Source organism: Plantactinospora soyae (genome assembly GCF_014874095.1).
GTDB lineage: Bacteria > Actinomycetota > Actinomycetes > Mycobacteriales > Micromonosporaceae > Plantactinospora > Plantactinospora soyae.
Window position 1 is genome coordinate 4484043 of the sequence record NZ_JADBEB010000001.1, and the last position, 17604, is coordinate 4501646.

14 protein-coding genes are annotated in these 17604 nt (G+C 69.7%); 4 read left to right on the forward strand and 10 right to left on the reverse strand.

What is annotated here, in order from left to right; translation table 11 throughout:
- Positions 1-31: 31 nt before the first annotated feature.
- A complete protein-coding gene (locus H4W31_RS20025) occupies positions 32-574 on the forward strand; it encodes a dihydrofolate reductase family protein (protein ID WP_192768059.1) in 543 nt (180 codons plus the stop codon).
- A 96-nt stretch (positions 575-670) separates the two neighbouring features.
- Here H4W31_RS20025 and H4W31_RS20030 read toward each other — a convergent pair whose 3' ends face one another.
- The 3 genes from H4W31_RS20030 to H4W31_RS20040 form a co-directional block, all read right to left on the reverse strand.
- On the reverse strand, positions 671-2818 hold the full coding sequence (locus H4W31_RS20030) for an MMPL family transporter (RefSeq protein ID WP_192768060.1): 2148 nt from the start codon (positions 2816-2818) through the stop codon (positions 671-673).
- A gap of 220 nt (positions 2819-3038) precedes the next feature.
- The gene (locus H4W31_RS20035) at positions 3039-4772 is read right to left on the reverse strand and encodes a peroxidase family protein (protein ID WP_192768061.1); all 1734 of its coding nucleotides are present in this window, start codon (positions 4770-4772) and stop codon (positions 3039-3041) included.
- Positions 4773-5081: 309 nt separating this feature from the next.
- The gene (locus H4W31_RS20040) at positions 5082-6479 is read right to left on the reverse strand and encodes a short-chain fatty acyl-CoA regulator family protein (protein ID WP_192768062.1); all 1398 of its coding nucleotides are present in this window, start codon (positions 6477-6479) and stop codon (positions 5082-5084) included.
- Positions 6480-6672: 193 nt separating this feature from the next.
- Here H4W31_RS20040 and aceA point away from each other — a divergent pair, with 193 nt between their 5' ends.
- Together aceA and aceB are read left to right on the forward strand one after the other, a co-directional pair.
- A complete protein-coding gene (gene aceA / locus H4W31_RS20045) occupies positions 6673-7944 on the forward strand; it encodes an isocitrate lyase (protein ID WP_192768063.1) in 1272 nt (423 codons plus the stop codon).
- On the forward strand, positions 7941-9554 hold the full coding sequence (gene aceB / locus H4W31_RS20050) for a malate synthase A (protein ID WP_192768064.1): 1614 nt from the start codon (positions 7941-7943) through the stop codon (positions 9552-9554). Before aceA ends, aceB begins: the two co-directional genes overlap by 4 nt.
- Before the next feature lie 10 nt (positions 9555-9564).
- Here the strand turns inward: aceB and H4W31_RS20055 are convergent, their stop codons facing one another.
- Complete coding sequence (locus H4W31_RS20055) at positions 9565-10830, reverse strand: erythromycin esterase family protein (protein WP_192768065.1); 1266 nt, start codon at positions 10828-10830, stop codon at positions 9565-9567.
- Between the two features lie 103 nt (positions 10831-10933).
- Positions 10934-11158, reverse strand: a complete 225-nt coding sequence (locus H4W31_RS20060; protein ID WP_192768066.1) for a hypothetical protein — start codon at positions 11156-11158, stop codon at positions 10934-10936.
- 544 nt (positions 11159-11702) lie between these two features.
- On the opposite strand from H4W31_RS20060, the gene H4W31_RS20065 reads away from it, so the two are divergent.
- Positions 11703-12281 (forward strand): hypothetical protein, encoded by a 579-nt coding sequence (locus H4W31_RS20065; RefSeq protein WP_192768067.1) that lies wholly within the window; start codon positions 11703-11705, stop codon positions 12279-12281.
- On the opposite strand, the gene H4W31_RS20070 is transcribed toward H4W31_RS20065, so the two are convergent.
- The 5 genes from H4W31_RS20070 to H4W31_RS20090 all read right to left on the reverse strand — a co-directional run bounded on the left by H4W31_RS20070 (position 12278) and on the right by H4W31_RS20090 (position 17601).
- The gene (locus H4W31_RS20070) at positions 12278-14029 is read right to left on the reverse strand and encodes a beta-N-acetylhexosaminidase (protein WP_192768068.1); all 1752 of its coding nucleotides are present in this window, start codon (positions 14027-14029) and stop codon (positions 12278-12280) included. The two genes, H4W31_RS20065 and H4W31_RS20070, sit on opposite strands and share 4 nt — an antisense overlap.
- Positions 14029-14862, reverse strand: coding sequence for a carbohydrate ABC transporter permease (locus H4W31_RS20075; protein WP_192768069.1), 834 nt, complete (start codon positions 14860-14862; stop codon positions 14029-14031). Before H4W31_RS20075 ends, H4W31_RS20070 begins: the two co-directional genes overlap by 1 nt.
- Entirely contained in the window at positions 14862-15758 is an 897-nt protein-coding gene (locus tag H4W31_RS20080) for a carbohydrate ABC transporter permease (protein WP_318783285.1), read from the reverse strand. Before H4W31_RS20080 ends, H4W31_RS20075 begins: the two co-directional genes overlap by 1 nt.
- Positions 15759-15763: 5 nt before the next feature.
- Entirely contained in the window at positions 15764-17050 is a 1287-nt protein-coding gene (locus tag H4W31_RS20085) for an extracellular solute-binding protein (protein ID WP_192768070.1), read from the reverse strand.
- A 170-nt stretch (positions 17051-17220) separates the two neighbouring features.
- Entirely contained in the window at positions 17221-17601 is a 381-nt protein-coding gene (locus H4W31_RS20090) for a RidA family protein (protein WP_192768071.1), read from the reverse strand.
- Positions 17602-17604 lie beyond the last annotated feature (3 nt).

Below are 17604 nucleotides of genomic sequence, written 5' to 3' on the forward strand. Positions count from 1 at the left end.
GGCCGGAATCTGAACTCGACGGAGGTACCTCATGGCCAAGCTGCTGTACTCGGCCACCATGTCGGTGGACGGCTTCATCGCCGGTCCCGGTGGTGACATGTCCTGGATGACCGAGTACCTCGGGCCCAACCCGGCGGTGGACGAGTTGATCCCCCGGATCGGCGCGCTGCTCGTCGGCGCCCGCACCTTCGGCGGTGACGACCCGTACAGGGACACGCCGCAGGAGGGGGAGGCGTTCGGCGGCGGGTGGAGCGGGCCGCAGTTCGTGCTCACCCACCATGCCCCGGAGGTCCCGGTCCCGGACGTCACCTTCGTCGGCGACCTGGAGACCGGTGTCAACGCCGCCAAGGCCGCGGCGGGGGAGCGGTACGTCAACGTCCTCGGCGCCGACATCGCCCGGCAGTGCCTGGCGGCGGGAGTGCTCGACGAGATCTTCATATCCGTCGCGCCGGTCCTGCTCGGCGACGGTGTACGCCTCTTCGATCAGCCGGGTGGGCGCACCGTGAAGCTGGAACGCCTCAGCCTGCCCGCCGCGCCGGAGGCGACGAACGTCTGGCTGCGCGTGGTCGGCTGACGCCGGACGCCCGACGACGGCTGCCCGGTCGATCGCTGCGGGCGCCCGGTCGATCACGACGCTGCTCGGCCGATCATGATGCTGCTCGGCCGATCACTACGGCTGCTCGGCCGACCGCTGCGGGTGGTCGGCCGAGTCGGTCGGCGTGCGGCCGGTGTCCTCGTGCCCCGGCCACCAGGCGGCGTGACCGAGCAGCGCGGTGAGGGCCGGGGTGAGGAACAGCGACATCACGAAGGCGACGATGGCGATGCCGCAGGAGATGGCGAAGCCCATCTGGGTCAGGGTGCTGTTGCCGGCCAGCATGAGTGAGGCGAACGTACCCGCGAGGATGAGGCCGGCGGCGGCGACCGTCGGTCCGGCGTGCCGGATCGCCATGCTGGCGGCGTCGCGGGGGCTGCGGCCCTCGCGGGCCTCCTCCCGGAGCCGGGCGATCATCAGGATGTTGTAGTCGGTGCCGAGCGCGACGACGAAGAGGTACATGATCACCGGGAGAATGAAGATCAGGCCGGGCTCGCCGAGGCCGATCTGGAAGATCAGTACGGTGGCGCCGAGGGTCGCCGCGAAGCCGAGGCCGACCGAGAGCATCAGGTACCAGGGCGCGACGACACTGCGTAGCAGCAGTCCCAATATGATCATGATGAGGATGGCGGCGACCGGGAACACGACCGCGTAGTCGCGGTCGACCGCTGCCTGGATGTCGACGAAGACCGCCGTGATGCCGCCGACGAAGGCGGTCGTCCCGTCGGGTGCCGCCGCGTGCGCGGTACGCCGCAGTGGGCCGTCGACGGTCCGTAGCGCGGCGGCGGACTGTGGCGTGTCCGCGAGGGTCACCTGGAAGTTCGCGACGGTCCGGTCCGGTGACAGGGCCGGTACGCCGACCTGCCCGACGCCCGGCACCCGGGTCAACTCGCCCCGGTACGCGTCGAGCTGGCCGGCCGGCAGCGGGCCGCCGGTGTCGGAGCGCAGGAACACGTTCGACGGCTCGGTCGCGCCGGCCGGCAGGCCCTTGAGCAGTTCCCTGCTCCAGACGTTGGACTCCGATTCGGTCGCGGTCGATCCGCTGCTCAGGTCGAAGTTGGGGTGGAAACCGAACGCGAAGACCGCGAGTACGACAAGCGCTCCGCCGGACACCGCCGCGTACACCGCCGGGCGCCGGCCCAGCGAGCGGCCGATCGCGGCGAACCGTGCGCCGCGCGGCTCGTCGCGCCACGCCTTAGACGGCCAGAACACCTTCGTGCCGAGCAGCGACACCACCGCCGGGATGAGGGTGAGGCCGGCGAGCAGGGTGGTGGCGACCGCGATCGCCAGGGCGGGCCCGAGCGAGCGGAACAGGCCGAGTGTCGACAGGGCCAGGGCCAGGAAGGCGATGATGACCGCACCGGCGGCGGAGGCGATGGCCTCGCCGGCCCGGGCGACCGCGCTGACCATCGCCGTCTTCGAGTCCTCGCCCAGCCGCAACCGTTCGCGGTAGCGGAACATCAGGAAGAGGATGTAGTCGGTGCCGACCCCGAACAGCACGACGATCAGCATCGCGCTCACCGAACTGTCGGTCTTCAGGTCGAACGCGTCGTTGGCCCAGGCGATCAGGCCGGTCGCGATCTGCGACACCAGTCCGATGATGACCACCGGCAGGAGCGCGATGATCGGGCTCCGGAAGATGATCAGCAGCAGGATCAGGATGAGGCCGATCGTGGCGACCCCGATGATCAGGTTGGCCCGCTCTCCGGAGTTCTGGGCGTCGAGGGCCTGCGCGGCCGTACCCGTGATGCCGGCCTTGAGGTCGGAGCCGTCGAGCTGGGCCGGCAGCGCGTCCCGCAACCGCTGCACCGCGTCGGCCTGTGCCTGGTCCGCGGCGCTGCGCTGCGGCGTCAACTGCACCGCGATGATCTGGATCGACCGGTTCGGCGACGGTGGGGTCGGAAGGAGGGCCAGGACGTCCGGAATCCGTTGCCCGCCGAGCGCCTGCGCGATCGCCGCGACCTTTGCCGCGTCGGCGTCGGTCAGCGGCGTGTCGTCCATCCGCTCGAAGACGATGATCGCTGCCGGCGTCGTCGCCTGCGGAAACGCCTTCCGCTGTAGTTCCGCCGCGCGGATCGACTCGTAGTGCGAGGGCAGGAAGGACGCCTCGTCGGTGGTGGCGGTCAGCGTGGGCGCGAGACCGATCACCGCTCCTCCGGCGATCACCCAGGCCACGATCACCCAGATCGGATGGTGGACCACGAACCGTCCCACAGCGGCGAACACCAGCGGCACCTCTTCGTGATAGGCGAGTCTCCCTCCGTGATCAACCTAAACGCTTGATTGCCCGCAGATAGGACAAATGGCTGGGGTGCCGTCGACCGGGGCGCCGTGATCGGTCCCACCGATGCCACCGGCCGGGCCCGGCCAGCCGTCGGCCGGCAGCGGACGTACCGCCGGTGGCCGGCCGGCAGCGGGCGCGCGGCCCGCCACCGGCCGGCTGTGGCTATCCGTTCGTCGGCGGGCCGCTCGGCACCGACGTCGAGCCGATCGGGTTGAGCAGCTCGGCCTTGCCCTCGAAGGCGAAGAGGAGCAGGTCGACCATGCGGAAGGTCTCGTCGTCCGGGCCGAGCGAGGGCCGCCAGGACGGGTCACGCAGGACCGAGATCCGGCTGCCCTGCATGGCCCGGTGGAACACCTCGGCGACGATCCGTGCCCCGACGCCGTCGAGCCGGCCACCGTTGAACTCGGCCTCCCGCAGGATGTAGAACCACAGCGGGGTGTTGGTGGTCAGCGCCTCCTTCTGCTCGTCGGTCAGGTCGTCCAGGCTGGCGCCGCCCCGGCCGTTCAGGATCTCGTCGGGCTTGAGCGGCACCATGTCGAACAGTTCGGCCATCTGCTGGCCACTGGCGAGCCGGACCATGACGGCCCGGGTGAGGTTGCGGAAGGCGAGGTTCAGCTCGATCTCGGGGGGTGCGGTGCCGTGCCCGCCGAAGGATCCGAGCGGCAGGTTCCGCAGCGGATCCACCAGTTGGGTGTCGATCCGGCGGGTCAGGTTCAGCCCCGGGCCCTCGGTCGCCGGATCCACCACGAGATCGTCCCGGCCGGCCTCGGCGAAGTCGTACAGCCGACGGAAGTCCGCGATCCAGTTGGTGGGCAGGCGTTCGAACGAACCGGACTCGGGATCGGCGATGGTGCCGTCCGCGGAGAGGATTCCGCTGGTACCGGAGAACTGGAACAGCAGTTGCAGGGTGCCCGCCGGCAGACCGGTGTCGGTCCCGGTGCGGAAGATCCGGTTCCAGTCGTAGACCTCCCGGATCATGCTGTGCCCGAGCCGGTAGGCGGCGACGGAGAACTCGATCGGCATGGTCGGCCGGTCGCCCGGCTGCACCCACTTGCCCCGGCGCCGCCGGTTGTAGCCGGGTGACACCTCGAAGAACCGCCGCCCGTTGGTGAACACGTCGTCCACCACCGCCGGATTGACGATCCGGGGCAGGAAATCGTGCCAGAGCATCCACTGGTAGTGCTTCACCACCACGGAGCGGGCGGCCCGGAACAGCGCCTGACCGGACAGGCCGCCCGAGGCCAACTGGTCGACGACCCGGTTGTGGAACCGGATGAACGCCAGATGGGTCTGCGCGACGGCCAGGTTCTCGTCGTTGCGGGCGTCCGGGATCACCGCGGCCCGCCGTTCCCGCTTCGTCGAGCCCTGCCCCGACCGGGGCAGGTCGAACCCGGTCAGGTCCCGGTCCGCGGCGGGGTCCACCGGTGGCGGTGGCGGTCCGGAGACCGCCGCCGTGCTGCCCACCTTCAGGTGTATCCCGTCCTCGGCGTAGAAGACCTTGTCGTGCTTGTCGTCGGGGCCGCGGCCGTACAGGGAGTCGAGGTCGAGCGCGGGTGAACGGCCCTGGAGGAGGTCGTCCACCGAGACGTCCGAACCTAGCGCCGCGGCCGTGGCGTCCATCGTCAGGTCGTGGTCGACGAACTGCCCGAGGTACGTGTACCCGGCGGGGACCGCCGGCTCCGCCGAGTCGACGGACTGGCCCGCGACCATTGCCCGGGCCAGGGCCGCGCGCACTTCCTCCGGAAGTTGCACACCCTTCGGCCCGAGTCGGGAGAACCGGAACTTGCGCAGTTCCGCCGTTGTCGAAGGTCGTCTCGCTGCTGGCTCGTGCTGTTCGTCGAAGGCGAGCAATCCCTCACCCTCGACGAGGTAGTCCTCCCGCATGTGCCGTTTCATCAGTCGTTCCTCCCTCGTGAGGACCGGCTTGCGGACCTGGCCGCCACACGGGGGAAATCACCGACAATGATCGGGTGCACGCCAAATCAGGACGTGCGTCAGCCGGATCGGAGCCCCCGTGAACGCCCGCGATCTGCGCGGACCAGTCGACCTGGTTCGGTGCTCGCCGCCGGTCTCAGTCGACTGACTCCAGACTCCGTCGCGCAATTCGGATCGTCCACCTACTGTCACCGATACGACCACAGAGACGCGATTGTCACTGTACGAATTCTGATCCTGACTATACGAGCTGAATCAATATATTCGCGCCTATGTTGCCTGCTCTTTCAGCGGGTACGGGATGAAAGTGCTGCGATTTTCGTCCAGATCGAGGCGACGGCTGATCGGCGCGGCGGCCCGCTGCGGACAGGTCATCCGGGTGCAGGTCTTGCAGCCGGGCCCGATCGGGGTGGCCGCCTCCGTCGCGTGCAGGTCCATCCCGGCCGAGTAGACGAGCCGCCCGGCGTGCCGGGTCTCGCAGCCCAGCCCGATCGCGAAGACCTTGCCGGGCTGGCCGTAGCCGCCGTGGTGCCGGGTGACCGTACGGGCGATCCACAGGTAGCGCTGACCGTCCGGCATCGCCGCGATCTGCGTCATGACCCGACCCGGTGCGCTGAACGCCTCGTAAACGTTCCAGAGTGGACAGGTCCCGCCGGAGCGGGAGAACGGGAAGCCCGTCGCCGACTGGCGCTTGGACATGTTGCCGGCCCGGTCGACCCGGACGAACGAGAACGGCACCCCGCGCGCCTTTGGACGTTGCAGGGTGCTCAACCGGTGGCAGATGCTCTCCCAGCCCATCGCGAAGTGGTCGGTGAGCAGTTCTATGTCGTACCGCAGCGTCTCGGCGGCCGCCAGAAACTCCCGGTACGGCAATATCAGCGCGGCGGCGAAGTAGTTGGCCAACCCGACCCGCATGAGAATCTGTGTCTGCAGGTCGTCGAACTTCTCCTCCTCGATGATTTCGTCGATGACGTCGGCGTATTCCAGCAGGGCGATCTGGGCACCCATCCGGATCGCCTCCTGACCGGCCCGCAGCGAGGTCGACAGGTGCAGGGTGCGGGTTTCCGGGCGGTACCGGTGCAGCTCGCCGGCGAGCGAGTCGGTGTCCTGCCGGACGATCCGGATGCCATGCCGCTGCGCCAGTCGGTCGTTCAGGGCCAGTCGGCTCTCGCCCCGGCGTACCCCCAGCTCGGCCGCCAGGGCCTCGGCCGCCTCGTCCAGGTCCGGCACGTAGTTCTGCCGGCGGTAGAAGAAGTCGCTCACCTGGTCGTGCGGGCTCCGCCCGGCCACCAACTCGCGGTCACCGACCACCTCGGCCAGCTGGTCGTTGGCCTGCCGGTAGCGCCGGTAGAGGTCGATCACCGCCTCCGCCACCTCGGGCAGCCGGGTGGCGAGTTCCGTCAGGTCGGGCAGGGCGGCCCGGGTGGGCAGCGCCTCCCGGAGCTGCGCCACCAGCCGGGGCGTGTCGTGCGGGGCGAAGTACGCGGTGTCGACGCCGAACACCTCGGTGATCCGGATCAGTACGGCGACGGTCAACGGCCGGGAGTCGTGTTCGATCTGGTTCAGGTAGCTGGGGGAGATGGCGAGCTGCCGGGCGAGTTCGATCTGACTGACGCCGTGCTCCTCGCGCAACCGGCGCAGTCGCGCGCCCGCGAACGTCTTGACCATGGCGACTCCCTTCGCCTGATTCCGACACATTAACACATCTGTTAAGAACGCCATTCGCAAGTTCGCAAAACTGCGCGCCGACTTTTCAAAAATTGGCTGTTTCCGTATCTCGACGCTCCGAACGGGACCGTGCGATCGTTCCGACAGAAGCGAGAGGGCCGGCACGAGAAGACAGAGCCCGGAGGAGGAACCGATGAGTACGTCAGCGGAGCAGTTGCGTACCGAATGGGCCACCGACCCGCGCTGGCGGGGGGTGGAGCGGACCTACCGCGCCGAGGACGTCGTCCGGCTGCGCGGTGCGGTCCAGGAGGAGCACACGCTCGCCCGGCGGGGAGCCGAGCGGCTGTGGCGACTTCTGCACGAGGAGGAGTACGTCCACGCGCTCGGCGCGCTCACCGGCAACCAGGCGGTGCAGATGGTCCGGGCCGGGCTGAAGGCGATCTACCTGTCCGGCTGGCAGGTCGCCGCCGACGGCAACCTCGCCGGGCAGACGTACCCGGACCAGAGCCTCTATCCGGCCAACTCGGTGCCGGCGGTGGTACGCCGGATCAACAACGCGCTGCTGCGCGCCGGACAGATCAGCACCGCGGAGGGGGGCGCGACCGGGCCCGACTGGCTCGCCCCGATCGTCGCCGACGCGGAGGCCGGGTTCGGCGGCGTGCTCAACGCGTACGAGCTGATGAGCGCGATGATCGCGGCCGGCGCGGCCGGTGTGCACTGGGAGGACCAGCTCGCATCGGAGAAGAAGTGCGGCCACCTCGGCGGCAAGGTGCTGATCCCGACCGGGCAGCACGTGCGGACCCTCAACGCCGCCCGGCTCGCCGCCGACGTCGCCGGCATCCCGTCGGTGATCGTCGCCCGCACCGACGCGCACGCCGCCACGCTGCTCACCACCGACACCGACGAGCGGGACCAGGAATTCACCACCGGCGAACGGACCGCCGAGGGCTTCTACCGGGTACGCAACGGAATCGCGCCGTGCATCGCCCGTGGCCTCGCGTACGCCCCGCACGCCGACCTGCTCTGGATGGAGACCAGCACTCCGGACCTCACCGTCGCCCGCCGGTTCGCCGAGGCGATCAAGGCGCGGTACCCGGACCAGTTGCTCGCGTACAACTGCTCGCCGTCGTTCAACTGGCGGAAGCACCTCGACGACGACGCGATCGCCAAGTTCCAGCGCGAACTCGGGCACCTGGGGTACGCGTTCCAGTTCATCACGCTGGCCGGCTTCCACGCCCTCAACTACTCGATGTACGACCTGGCCCGGGGCTACGCCGCCGAGGGCATGCCGGCTTACGTCTCCTTGCAGGAGCGGGAGTTCGCCGCCGAGGCCGACGGATACACGGCGGTCAAGCACCAGCGTGAGGTCGGCACCGGCTACTTCGACCTGATCAGTACGGTGCTCAACCCCGCGGCCGAGACGACCGCGCTGCGTGGCTCGACCGAAGAGGAGCAGTTCCGATGAGAGTTGTCGTCACCGGCCCGATGCAGGAGCGGTTCGAGGAGATCCTCAGCCCGAAGGCCCTCGACTTCCTGGTCGCGCTGGACAGCGAGTTCGCGGCGCGGCGGGTGGCGCTGCTGGACACCCGTCGGGCCCGGCGGGCCCGGTACGCCGAGGGCCAGCTGCCGGGTTTCCTGCCCGAGACGGCGGCGATCCGGGCCGACCCGGACTGGCGGGTGGCGCCGCCGGCACCGGGGCTGGTCGATCGGCGGGTGGAGATCACCGGCCCGCCGGACCGGAAGATGACCGTTCACGCGCTCAACTCCGGTGCCCGGGTCTGGCTGGCGGACTTCGAGGACGCCCTCGCGCCGACCTGGGACAACGTGGTCCACGGTCAGCTCAACCTGGTCGACGCGATCGACGGCCGGATCGACTTCACCGACGGGCGGGGCAAGCGGTACGTCCTCGGCGCCGACCCCGCCACCATCGTGGTCCGGCCGCGCGGCTGGCATCTGGTGGAGAAGCACATCGTGGTCGACGGGCGGGCGATCTCGGCGAGCCTGGTCGACTTCGGGCTCTACTTCTTCCACTGCGCGCAGCGGCAACTCGACGCGGGCAGCGGGCCGTACTTCTATCTGCCGAAACTGGAGAGCCACCGCGAGGCGCGGCTCTGGAACGACGTCTTCCGGTTCGCCCAGAACCATCTCGGCATTCCGCAGGGCACGATCCGGGCCACCGTGCTGATCGAGACCATCACCGCCGCCTTCGAGATGGACGAGATCCTCTACGAGCTCCGCGAGCACGCCGCCGGACTGAACGCCGGCCGCTGGGACTTCATCTTCAGCGTCATCAAGAACTTCGGGCAGCGCGACGACTTCGTTCTTCCGGACCGGGCCGACGTGACGATGACGGTGCCGTTCCTGCGGGCGTACACCGAATTGCTGGTGCGGACCTGTCACCGGCGCGGCGCCCACGCCCTCGGCGGGATGGCGGCGTTCATTCCCAGCCGGGACCCGGCGGCGAACGACGTCGCGCTGGCCCGGGTCCGGGTCGACAAGGAGCGCGAGGCCGGTGACGGCTTCGACGGGTCCTGGGTCGCCCATCCCGGCCTGGTCCAGGGCTGCCGGGCGGCCTTCGATGCCGTCCTCGGCGACCGGCCGCACCAGCTCGACCGGCTCCGCGACGACGTGTCGGTGACCGAGGCCGACCTGCTGGCGGTCGACCGGACCCCCGGTCGGGTCACCCTGGCCGGCGTGCGGGGCAACGTCGCGGTGGCGCTGCGCTACCTGCACGCCTGGCTCGGCGGTGCCGGAGCGGTCGCGCTCTTCGACCTGATGGAGGACGCGGCCACCGCCGAGATCGCCCGCTGCCAGGTCTGGCAGTGGCTGCACCACGCGACACCGCTGGCCGACGGCGGCCGGGTGACGGCGGAGCTGGTGCGGTCCATCCTGGACGACGAGGTGACGGCGCTGCGGGCCGACTGCACCGGGTCCGACCTGGACCGGATCGCGCCGGCAGTGGAGGTCTTCGCCCGGACCGCGCTAGGCGAGGACCTACCGGCGTTCTTCACCACCGAGGCGTACGCCCGGCACCTGACCACACCGGCCCTCCAGGACAGGCCGGACGCTATGTGATCGGGTGGGGTCAGCCGGTGACCTGTTCGGTGGTGGAGGTCTGCGGGATGTTGACGACGAGGTCGTAGGCGTCCAGGATCGGCGCCTCCTGGTAGGTGTCCATCAGGCGGATCCTGTCGGGCCCGGCGACCCGGCCCCGCGCCGGGCGCAGGTCGACGATCCTCGGTCCGGACGCTCCGGTGAAGGCCGCCTCGACGCTGTCGTCCGCCGGGGATGCCAGCTCCGTGGCGATGATGTCGACCCCGCCGGGCGCGTCCGGATTGCGTCGGCGCGTCGACGTCCGGCCCGCCGAGCAGGTCGCCGCGACCGCGAGGTAGTTGCCGCCGAGGCGGTGTGCCAGGTGGTGGCCCATCGCGGACAACCCGAACCCGGGCGCGACGACCGGGGTCCGTTGGAGGTGGCTGTTGTGCGCGCCGAGAACGATCTTCGTGTCGGGGCCGAGCTGGTCGAGCAGCCAGAACACCGTTTCGGCCATGCCCCGGTCACGTGCGGCGACCTTCGGGTGGGAGGCGCCGGGGACGAGGTGGCCGACGTACCCGCGCAGCGCCTGATCCAGCAGGCAGGTCAGCCGTACCTCGTGCCGGGCGATCCGGTACGCCTCGACACCGGAGACCTGGCAGAAGTCCACTTCCAGGGCGTCGAAACGGCCGGCGAGTTCCGCCAACAGCGCGGTGATGCCGTCCCGGTCGGCTACGTCAAGTTGCGCGTACGCCTGGTACGCGGCCATCGAGTGCTCGCCCGCGTACTTCTGCACCCGCACCAGTAGTCGGTCGACCAGCGGGACCGCGTCGGGGTCGACAGCGCCGAGGTACCGCCCGATGTTCTCCAGCGCCGGCACCGGTGACGCGGTCGAGCCGGGTACGTCCACCCCGAAGAACCGCAGTGGCGTTCCGGCGGTGCCGTTGTGCTGACGCATCCACGCCAGCTGGGCACGCATCTCCGGACAACGGCCCATCGTGTACGTGATGTTCCGCTCGGAGAGCGTCCGTAGCTCGCCGGGGCCGCCGCGCACCCACGCGTCGACGGCCAGCCCCTCGCTGAATCCGGACTCCATCGCGAACACGGTGAACCCGCACCGCTCCACCAGGAAGCGCAGCAGCCGGTGTCGCCACTGGTAGAACTCCCGCACCAGGTGGGCGTTCTCGCCGATCGCGACCACCCGCGCGTCGCGGAAGAGGGCGACCAGCGGTTCGAGGTCGTCCAGTGGGGCGTCCGGGTCAACCGTCGCGAGCGGTACGGCATGCTCGGCGACGTAGGCGTTGAAGGTAGCTGGCATCCGGGCACGATATCGGCTGGAACAGCGGCGGCGCCGGGGCCCCAGCCCTTCGGCTGGCGCCCCGACGCCGGGCTACGGCCGACAGTTCGGCCGGGGAAGGTGCCTACTCGCCGTTCTCGGCGAGCTGGACGAGCGCGCTGGCGGTACGGAAGTACTGGCTCCGGCCAAGGTCGCCGATGGTCTTGATGCCGAGGGCCTCCTTGAGGTGCGTCGCGGCCCGCTCGCTGACGCCGGCCAGCGCGGCGACCGGGGCGTCGACGAGTTCGGCCAGGCTCTTGTCCTGGTACTCCTTGTCGACCAGCTTGACGAGGTTGGCGGTTACCGGCACGAGTGCTCCCAGTGAGTCGTCGGTCCGGCACGGCGCCGGACCCATCCGACATTGTTCCATATTGGACGGAACCGTCACCGACGCCCCACCCCACTGTCCTAGGACGCTGTACGGGTGGTGGCCCGAGTAGATCTTGACGATCTCTCGCTGTTCACACCACAAAAAGTCGTCAACATCTCGATGAACTCCGCGAGGCGGTACTCGATGGCGGCACGCCTCAGTCGTGGCGGGGTCGGCGTGCTGGTCCGTTTGGGTGCTATTCCTGGATGTTATCGATACGTGCGGCCGCGCCTTGTCGGATCAACGATTCGTGTCACCCCGGTGGCACCGAGCCCTATCGCGCGACGGCCGAGCGGCCCATCCTAGTTCCGTGATCCGGTGAATCCGTGCCGCAGCCAGATCCGTCGCGCGGTCAGGTCCGCTGTCTCAGTCAGCCGTCGCCAGGTTGTCCGGTCAACAAGGGAGAGCCCACATCATGGATAAATCTGATCAGGTCCCTCGATGGACTCGTCGATCGGTCCTCACCAGGACCGCTGGTCTGGGCGTGGCAGCCACCGTCCTCGCCACCGTGGGCACCGGTTCCCCGGCGTCCGCCTGGACGAACACCACACACTCCCCGTACCGGTTCTGCGGCGACTGCTTCGTGATGTTCTACTGGGGCCTTGCTCCCAGCGGGCACTGTCCGGCGACGGGATATCCGCACCGTCAGGTCGGCTGGTTCTTCATGATCCCGTTCGGGGGCGGCTGGACGCCCACCGACCAGCCCGACTGGCGGTGGTGCCGGAACTGTTTCGGGCTGTTCTTCAATGGCTTCTGGCCGGACCGTGGTCGTTGCATCGGCACCAACATCGAGAACATTCCGCACCGGACGGGTTCCACCTTCCCGTACAACTACGTACTGCCGCACGACATCGGGGAGCCGCCGGGCACCCAGGCGAACTGGGAGTTCTGCATCAACTGCTTCCAGCTGTTCTTCAACGGCTGGGCGCCACAGCGGGGAGTGTGTTTTGCCTACGGCGGGCCGCACGTTCCGGACCCGAACGCGTTCCACTTCGCCATCCCAGTCTCCAGCTACGAGTCCGGGCGCGGTCTGCGCGACCTCTCACCCGGGTTCGAGCCCTAGCTCTGGTGGACGTTGCGGGTGAGAGTGGCGAGTTCGGCCTCGCGGTCGGCGCGCTCGCGGGGCCAGCCCGCCGCGTCCGGCCGGCGCTGCCAGGGCAGCGGGCCGGCGGGCCGGCGGTACTCGACACCGAGGGCGTCCAACCGGTGCAGGTGCGCGGCGAGGCGCCGCGCGAAGTCGTCCTCGGGAACCCGAGAGGGCGTCGGCGTCGCATCCGCTGACGGGGCCGGGGCCGGGGACGGGGCCGGGGACGGCAACGGCAACGGCAACGGGGGCGGGGGCGGGGACGCGGGCGACCAGACCGCCTCGGCGAACGCGGACAGCCGGGGAAAGGCCAGGTAGTCGAGCCCGCGCGGGCTGTCGGCATGTTCGGTCCAGAGGTTGCACTGCGCCCCGAGGATCCGGTCCCGCAACTCGGCCGGCAGCGCGGCGGGCACCGGCTCGAAGGCCCGGACGTCCGCGACGGTGAGCACCGTACCGACCGGGATCGGCTCGTCCGGACCGTCGGACTGCCGGTAGTCCAGGTAGGCGGCGGTGTCCCAGCAGGCCACCACCTCATGCCCGGCGCGGGCCGCCGCGACCGCCAACGCCGGACCGCGCCAGGCGGCGACCGTCGCGCCGGGCGGAAGTTCGCCCTCCAGGATCTCGTCCCAGCCGAACAGGGTTCGACCGCTGGCGGCGAGATGCTGCTGAAACTGCCGGACGAACCAACTCTGCAACTCGTCCTCGTCGCGCAACCCGAGTTCCCGCCGCCGGGCCTGGGCGGCCGGGCTGGCCCGCCACTCGTCCTTCACGCACTCGTCGCCGCCGATCCCGATATGCCGGCTCGGGAAGAGTTCCATCACCTCGTCCAGCACGTGCCGGAAGAACGCGATGGTCTCGTCGGAGACGTTCAGCACCCGGCGGGAGACCCCCCAGCGGGTACCGACCGCGACCGGCTCGCCCGGGTTGTTGCCCAGTTCCGGGTACGCGGCGATGGCGGCCTGGGTGTGGCCGGGCAGGTCGATCTCGGGTACGACGGTGACGAACCGTTCCGCCGCGTACGTGACGATCTCCCGGATGTCGTCCTGGCTGTAGTAGCCGCCGTGCGGCCGGCCGTCGAACCGCTCGTGCTGACGTGACCCGACCATCGACTCGGTACGCCACCCGCCGACCTCGGTCAGTCGGGGGTACCGCCGGATCTGCACCCGCCAGCCCTGGTCGTCGGTCAAATGCAGGTGCAGCACGTTCAGCTTGTGCGCGGCGAGCAGGTCGACGAGGCGCAGTACCCCGGCGACCGGCAGGAAGTGTCGGGCGACGTCGAGCATGCAGCCCCGCCAGCCGAAGCGGGGCGCGTCGGTGATCTCGACGCCCGGCACGGTCCACGGGCCGGCGGTCACCGGCGCGCGGCGGTACACGGCCGGCGGCAGGAGTTGCCGCAGGGTCTGGGCACCGTAGAAGACACCGGCCGGCGAGCCACCGGCGATGGCGATCCCGTCGGGGCGTACCCGCAGGTGGTAGCCCTCGGCGGGAAGTGCCGGGTCGACGGTGAGGGTGATGCCGCCGGTCCCGTCGGGCGCGCCACCCCCGTGTGCGGCGCTGTCGACGGGACCGGCGGGGCCGGGAAACGGCAGGCCGGTGGCGGCGGAGAGCACGGTCCGCAGCCAGCGCGCCACCCCGGCACAGGCCGGGTCCGTGCCGAGGGTCGTCGCCGCGTCGATGGTGAAGGGACCCGAGCCGGTACGCGCGACGGCGACCGGCCGCGGCAGCATCACTCCTTCACCGCCCCGCCGAGACCGGAGACCAGCCGGCGCCGGACGAAGATGAAGAAGACCAGCACCGGAATGGTCATCAGGGTGGAGGCGGCCATGATCCCGCCCCAGTCGTTCTCGTCCGGCTTGAAGAACACCAGCAACGCGGCCGGCAGGGTCTGGTTCTCGGTGGCGCTGATGATGAACGTCTTCGCGAACAGGAAGTCGTTCCACGCGAGGATGAAGGAGAAGACGCTGGTCGCGGCCAGGCCGGGCGCGATCAGCGGGAACAGCACGCGCCACAGGATGGTGAACCGGGAGGCACCATCCATGATGGCCGCCTCCTCCACCTCCTTCGGCACCGCCGCCACGAAACCGCGCAGCATCCAGATCGCGAACGGCAGGCTGAAGGCGACCTGTACCAGGATCAGCGAACCGAGGGTGTTCAGCCCGACGCCCGGTACCGTCCGGCCGAGGTCGCGGATCTGGAAGAACAGCGGAATGCTCAGCGCCTCCACCGGCACCATCTGGGCGATCAGGAACAGCACCAGGATGGTGGTCCGGGTACGGAACCGGTAGCGGGTCAGCGCCACCGCGGCCAGGAACGCGATCAGCGCGCTCAGCGCGACCACGGCCAGCGCGACGACCACGCTGTTCAGGAAGTACCGGCCGAACCCGCTGACTCCGAGCGCCGACCGGAAGTGGTCCAGGGTCGGATGCAGCGTCCACGGGCGGGGATCGGCGGACAGGATCTCGCCGGTCGGCTTCAGCGCCGACAGCACCATCCAGTAGATCGGGAACACCGTCAGCAGGGCGACCAGGATCGCCACCCCGTCGGCGACGCGACGACGCATCAGAGCACCTCCCCGGTGCGGCGCAGGGCGCGCAGGTAGAAGAGGGTGACCACGAGCAGGATCACCGTCATCACGATGCCGATCGCCGAGCCCAGGCCGTACTGGGCGGAGGCGAAGGCCTTCTGGTACGCGTACACGTTGAGCACCATGTTCTGGCCGGCGATGCCGCCGCCCCGGGTCATCACGTAGATCTGGGTGAACACCTTGAAGTCCCAGATGATCGACTGGATCACCACGATCGTGATGAGCGGGCGCAGTATCGGCGCGGTGACCCGGCGGAACGTGGTGAAGGCGCTCGCCCCGTCCAGCGCCGCCGCCTCCAGCACGGCACCGGGGACGGCCTGGATCCCGGCGTACAGGGTGATCATCACGAACGGGAAGGAGTGCCAGACCACCACCGCGCCGACCAGTGCGAAGGCCACGTTCCGGTCGTAGAGCCAGTTGTAGCCGTCCAGGCCCAGGACCTCGTTGACCAGGCCGAGATTGCTGTCGAACAGGAACGTCCAGACGACCGAGCCGGTCATCGCGGGCGCGGCCCAGGCGGTCAGGGCGGCGAACGACAGCACCGTCCGGGCCACCCGGCCGATCCGGGTCATCAGCACCGCCAGCGCGGCGCCGAGGGCGAGCGTCACCAGCACACAGCCGGCGGCGAAGAGCACCGTCTGGTTGAGCACGCTCCAGAACGTCGGATCGCCGAACAGGGTACGGAAGTTGCCCGTCCCCACGAACCGGGCCGGCTCACCGCCGCTGACCTGTGGTTGCCCGTACTCGAAGGTGGAGAGCAGGCCGAGTTGGTACAGCGGGTACGCGAACATCGGCACGAGGACGGCGAGCGCCGGCAGCAGCAGCCACAGGGGCGTCAACCGCTGCCGGCGGTTCGTTACGGACGACGACACCGTCGCTACTTCCCGAGCGCCGTACTGATCTGGGTGTTCGCCTCGGCAGCCGCGCCGTCGACCGTCGCCTTGCCGGTGATCACCTTCTGCAGCATGTTCGGCAGGATCTTCTCGGCGTCGATCGTGGTCCACGCCTTGTCGACCGGGACGAACTTCGTACCGGCGTCCATCGTGTCGATGAACGGCTTCAGGAACGGCTCCTTGGCGGTCACCTCGGCCCGGCCCGACTTCATCGCCGGTACGAAGCCCATCGCGTCGTACAGCTTGAGGGTGTACTTCTTGCCCGCCAGCAGGTGCATGAACTCGACGGCGAGGCTGCGGTGCGTGGTGGAGCGGAAGACGCCGAGGCTGCTGCCGCCGGCGAAGGCGGGTGCGATCGATCCCGGCCTGGCGCCGGGCAGTGGTACGACGCCGTACTTCCCCTTGACCGCGCCGGCCTCCACGGCGGAGCGGTTGAAGTTGCCCAGGATCGCCATTCCGGCCCGGCCGGCGGCGAACGCCTCGACGGTGCCGCCACCGGTCAGGTCGACGCACTGCTGTGCCGGGCAGATGTCGGCGCCGAACAGGTCGGTGTACGCCTTGATCCCGGCCTTGGCCGCCGGCGAGTCGATGGCCGCCGTGTACTTGCCGCCGGAGTTGGTGGCGATGTCACCGCCGGCGTCCCAGACGAACGGCAGGGCGCCGAAGGTGTAGAGCCCGCCGACGGCGATCCCGAGCATCTCGTTGCGTTCGGCCCGGATCTTCTTGGCGGTGCTGACGAGTTCGGCGTACGAGGTGGGTGGGGTCAGGCCGAGCTGGGTGAAGACATCGGTGCGGTAGTAGAGCGCCCGTACCCCGATCCACCACGGCACGCCGTACGCCTTGTCGCCGACGGTCACCGTTCCGACCAGGTCGGCCGGCAGGTCGGCGCCCTCGGACCAGGACCTGTTCTCCGCGGTGACGTCGGCCATGCCGTTCGAGGCGACGAAGCCGGCCAGGTCGGTGTTGCCGACCTCGGTCACGTCGGGCGCGCTCGCCGGGTCGTTGAGCGCACCCTTGTACTTCTCGGCCCGGGTGTCGGTGGCCAGGTAGCTGACGTCGACCTTGACATCTTTGTGCGCGGCGGTGAACTCGGCGATCGCCTCGTTGACGACCGCCTCCTTGGCGGTGCGGTTGGCTTCGTCGAAGAGCCAGACCCGCAGCGTGCCGGTCTTGGCGTCGGTGCTGTCGGCGGGCTGGTCGGTGGAAGGTGCGCAGGCACCGGCGCCCAGGGCGAGCGCGAGCAGCGCGGGAAGGGCCAGGAGTTTCCGCACGGGCTCTCTCCTCGAATAACGAGCTAGGTTCGTAATTAGGTCGATATGGATGTCCTACAGGCTGGGCTCCCCGCAGCGCCGCGTCAAGTCACAATTTCCCTGCTCAGAGCCACTTTGTGGGCATGCCGGCGGGCCGCCCGGCAGCGCCGGACGGCGGGTCGCCGACGCGGTCAGTCGCCCAGGTACAGCACGGCGTCGATCTCGATGTCGAAGCCCTTGAGCGCGACCGGCAGCGTGGTCCGGGCCGGCAGGTTCTCGGTGCCGAAGAACTCGACGTAGATCTCGTTCATCGCCGGGAAGTCGGCGAAGTCCCGCAGGTACACGCCGACCCGGACGGCCTTGTCGAGGTTGCCGCCGGCCGCCTCGGCCACCTTGGCCAGGTTGGTGAACGCGGCCCGCGCCTGCGCCGCGAAGTCGCCCCGGACCCACGTTCCGTCCGGCAGCACCGGGCAGGCCCCGGCCAGGTAGACGTGGTCACCGGCGATCACCGCGTGCGAGTACGGCCCTCCGGGCGGGGCCGCCTGGTCGGATACGACGATCTTCTTGGACATGAC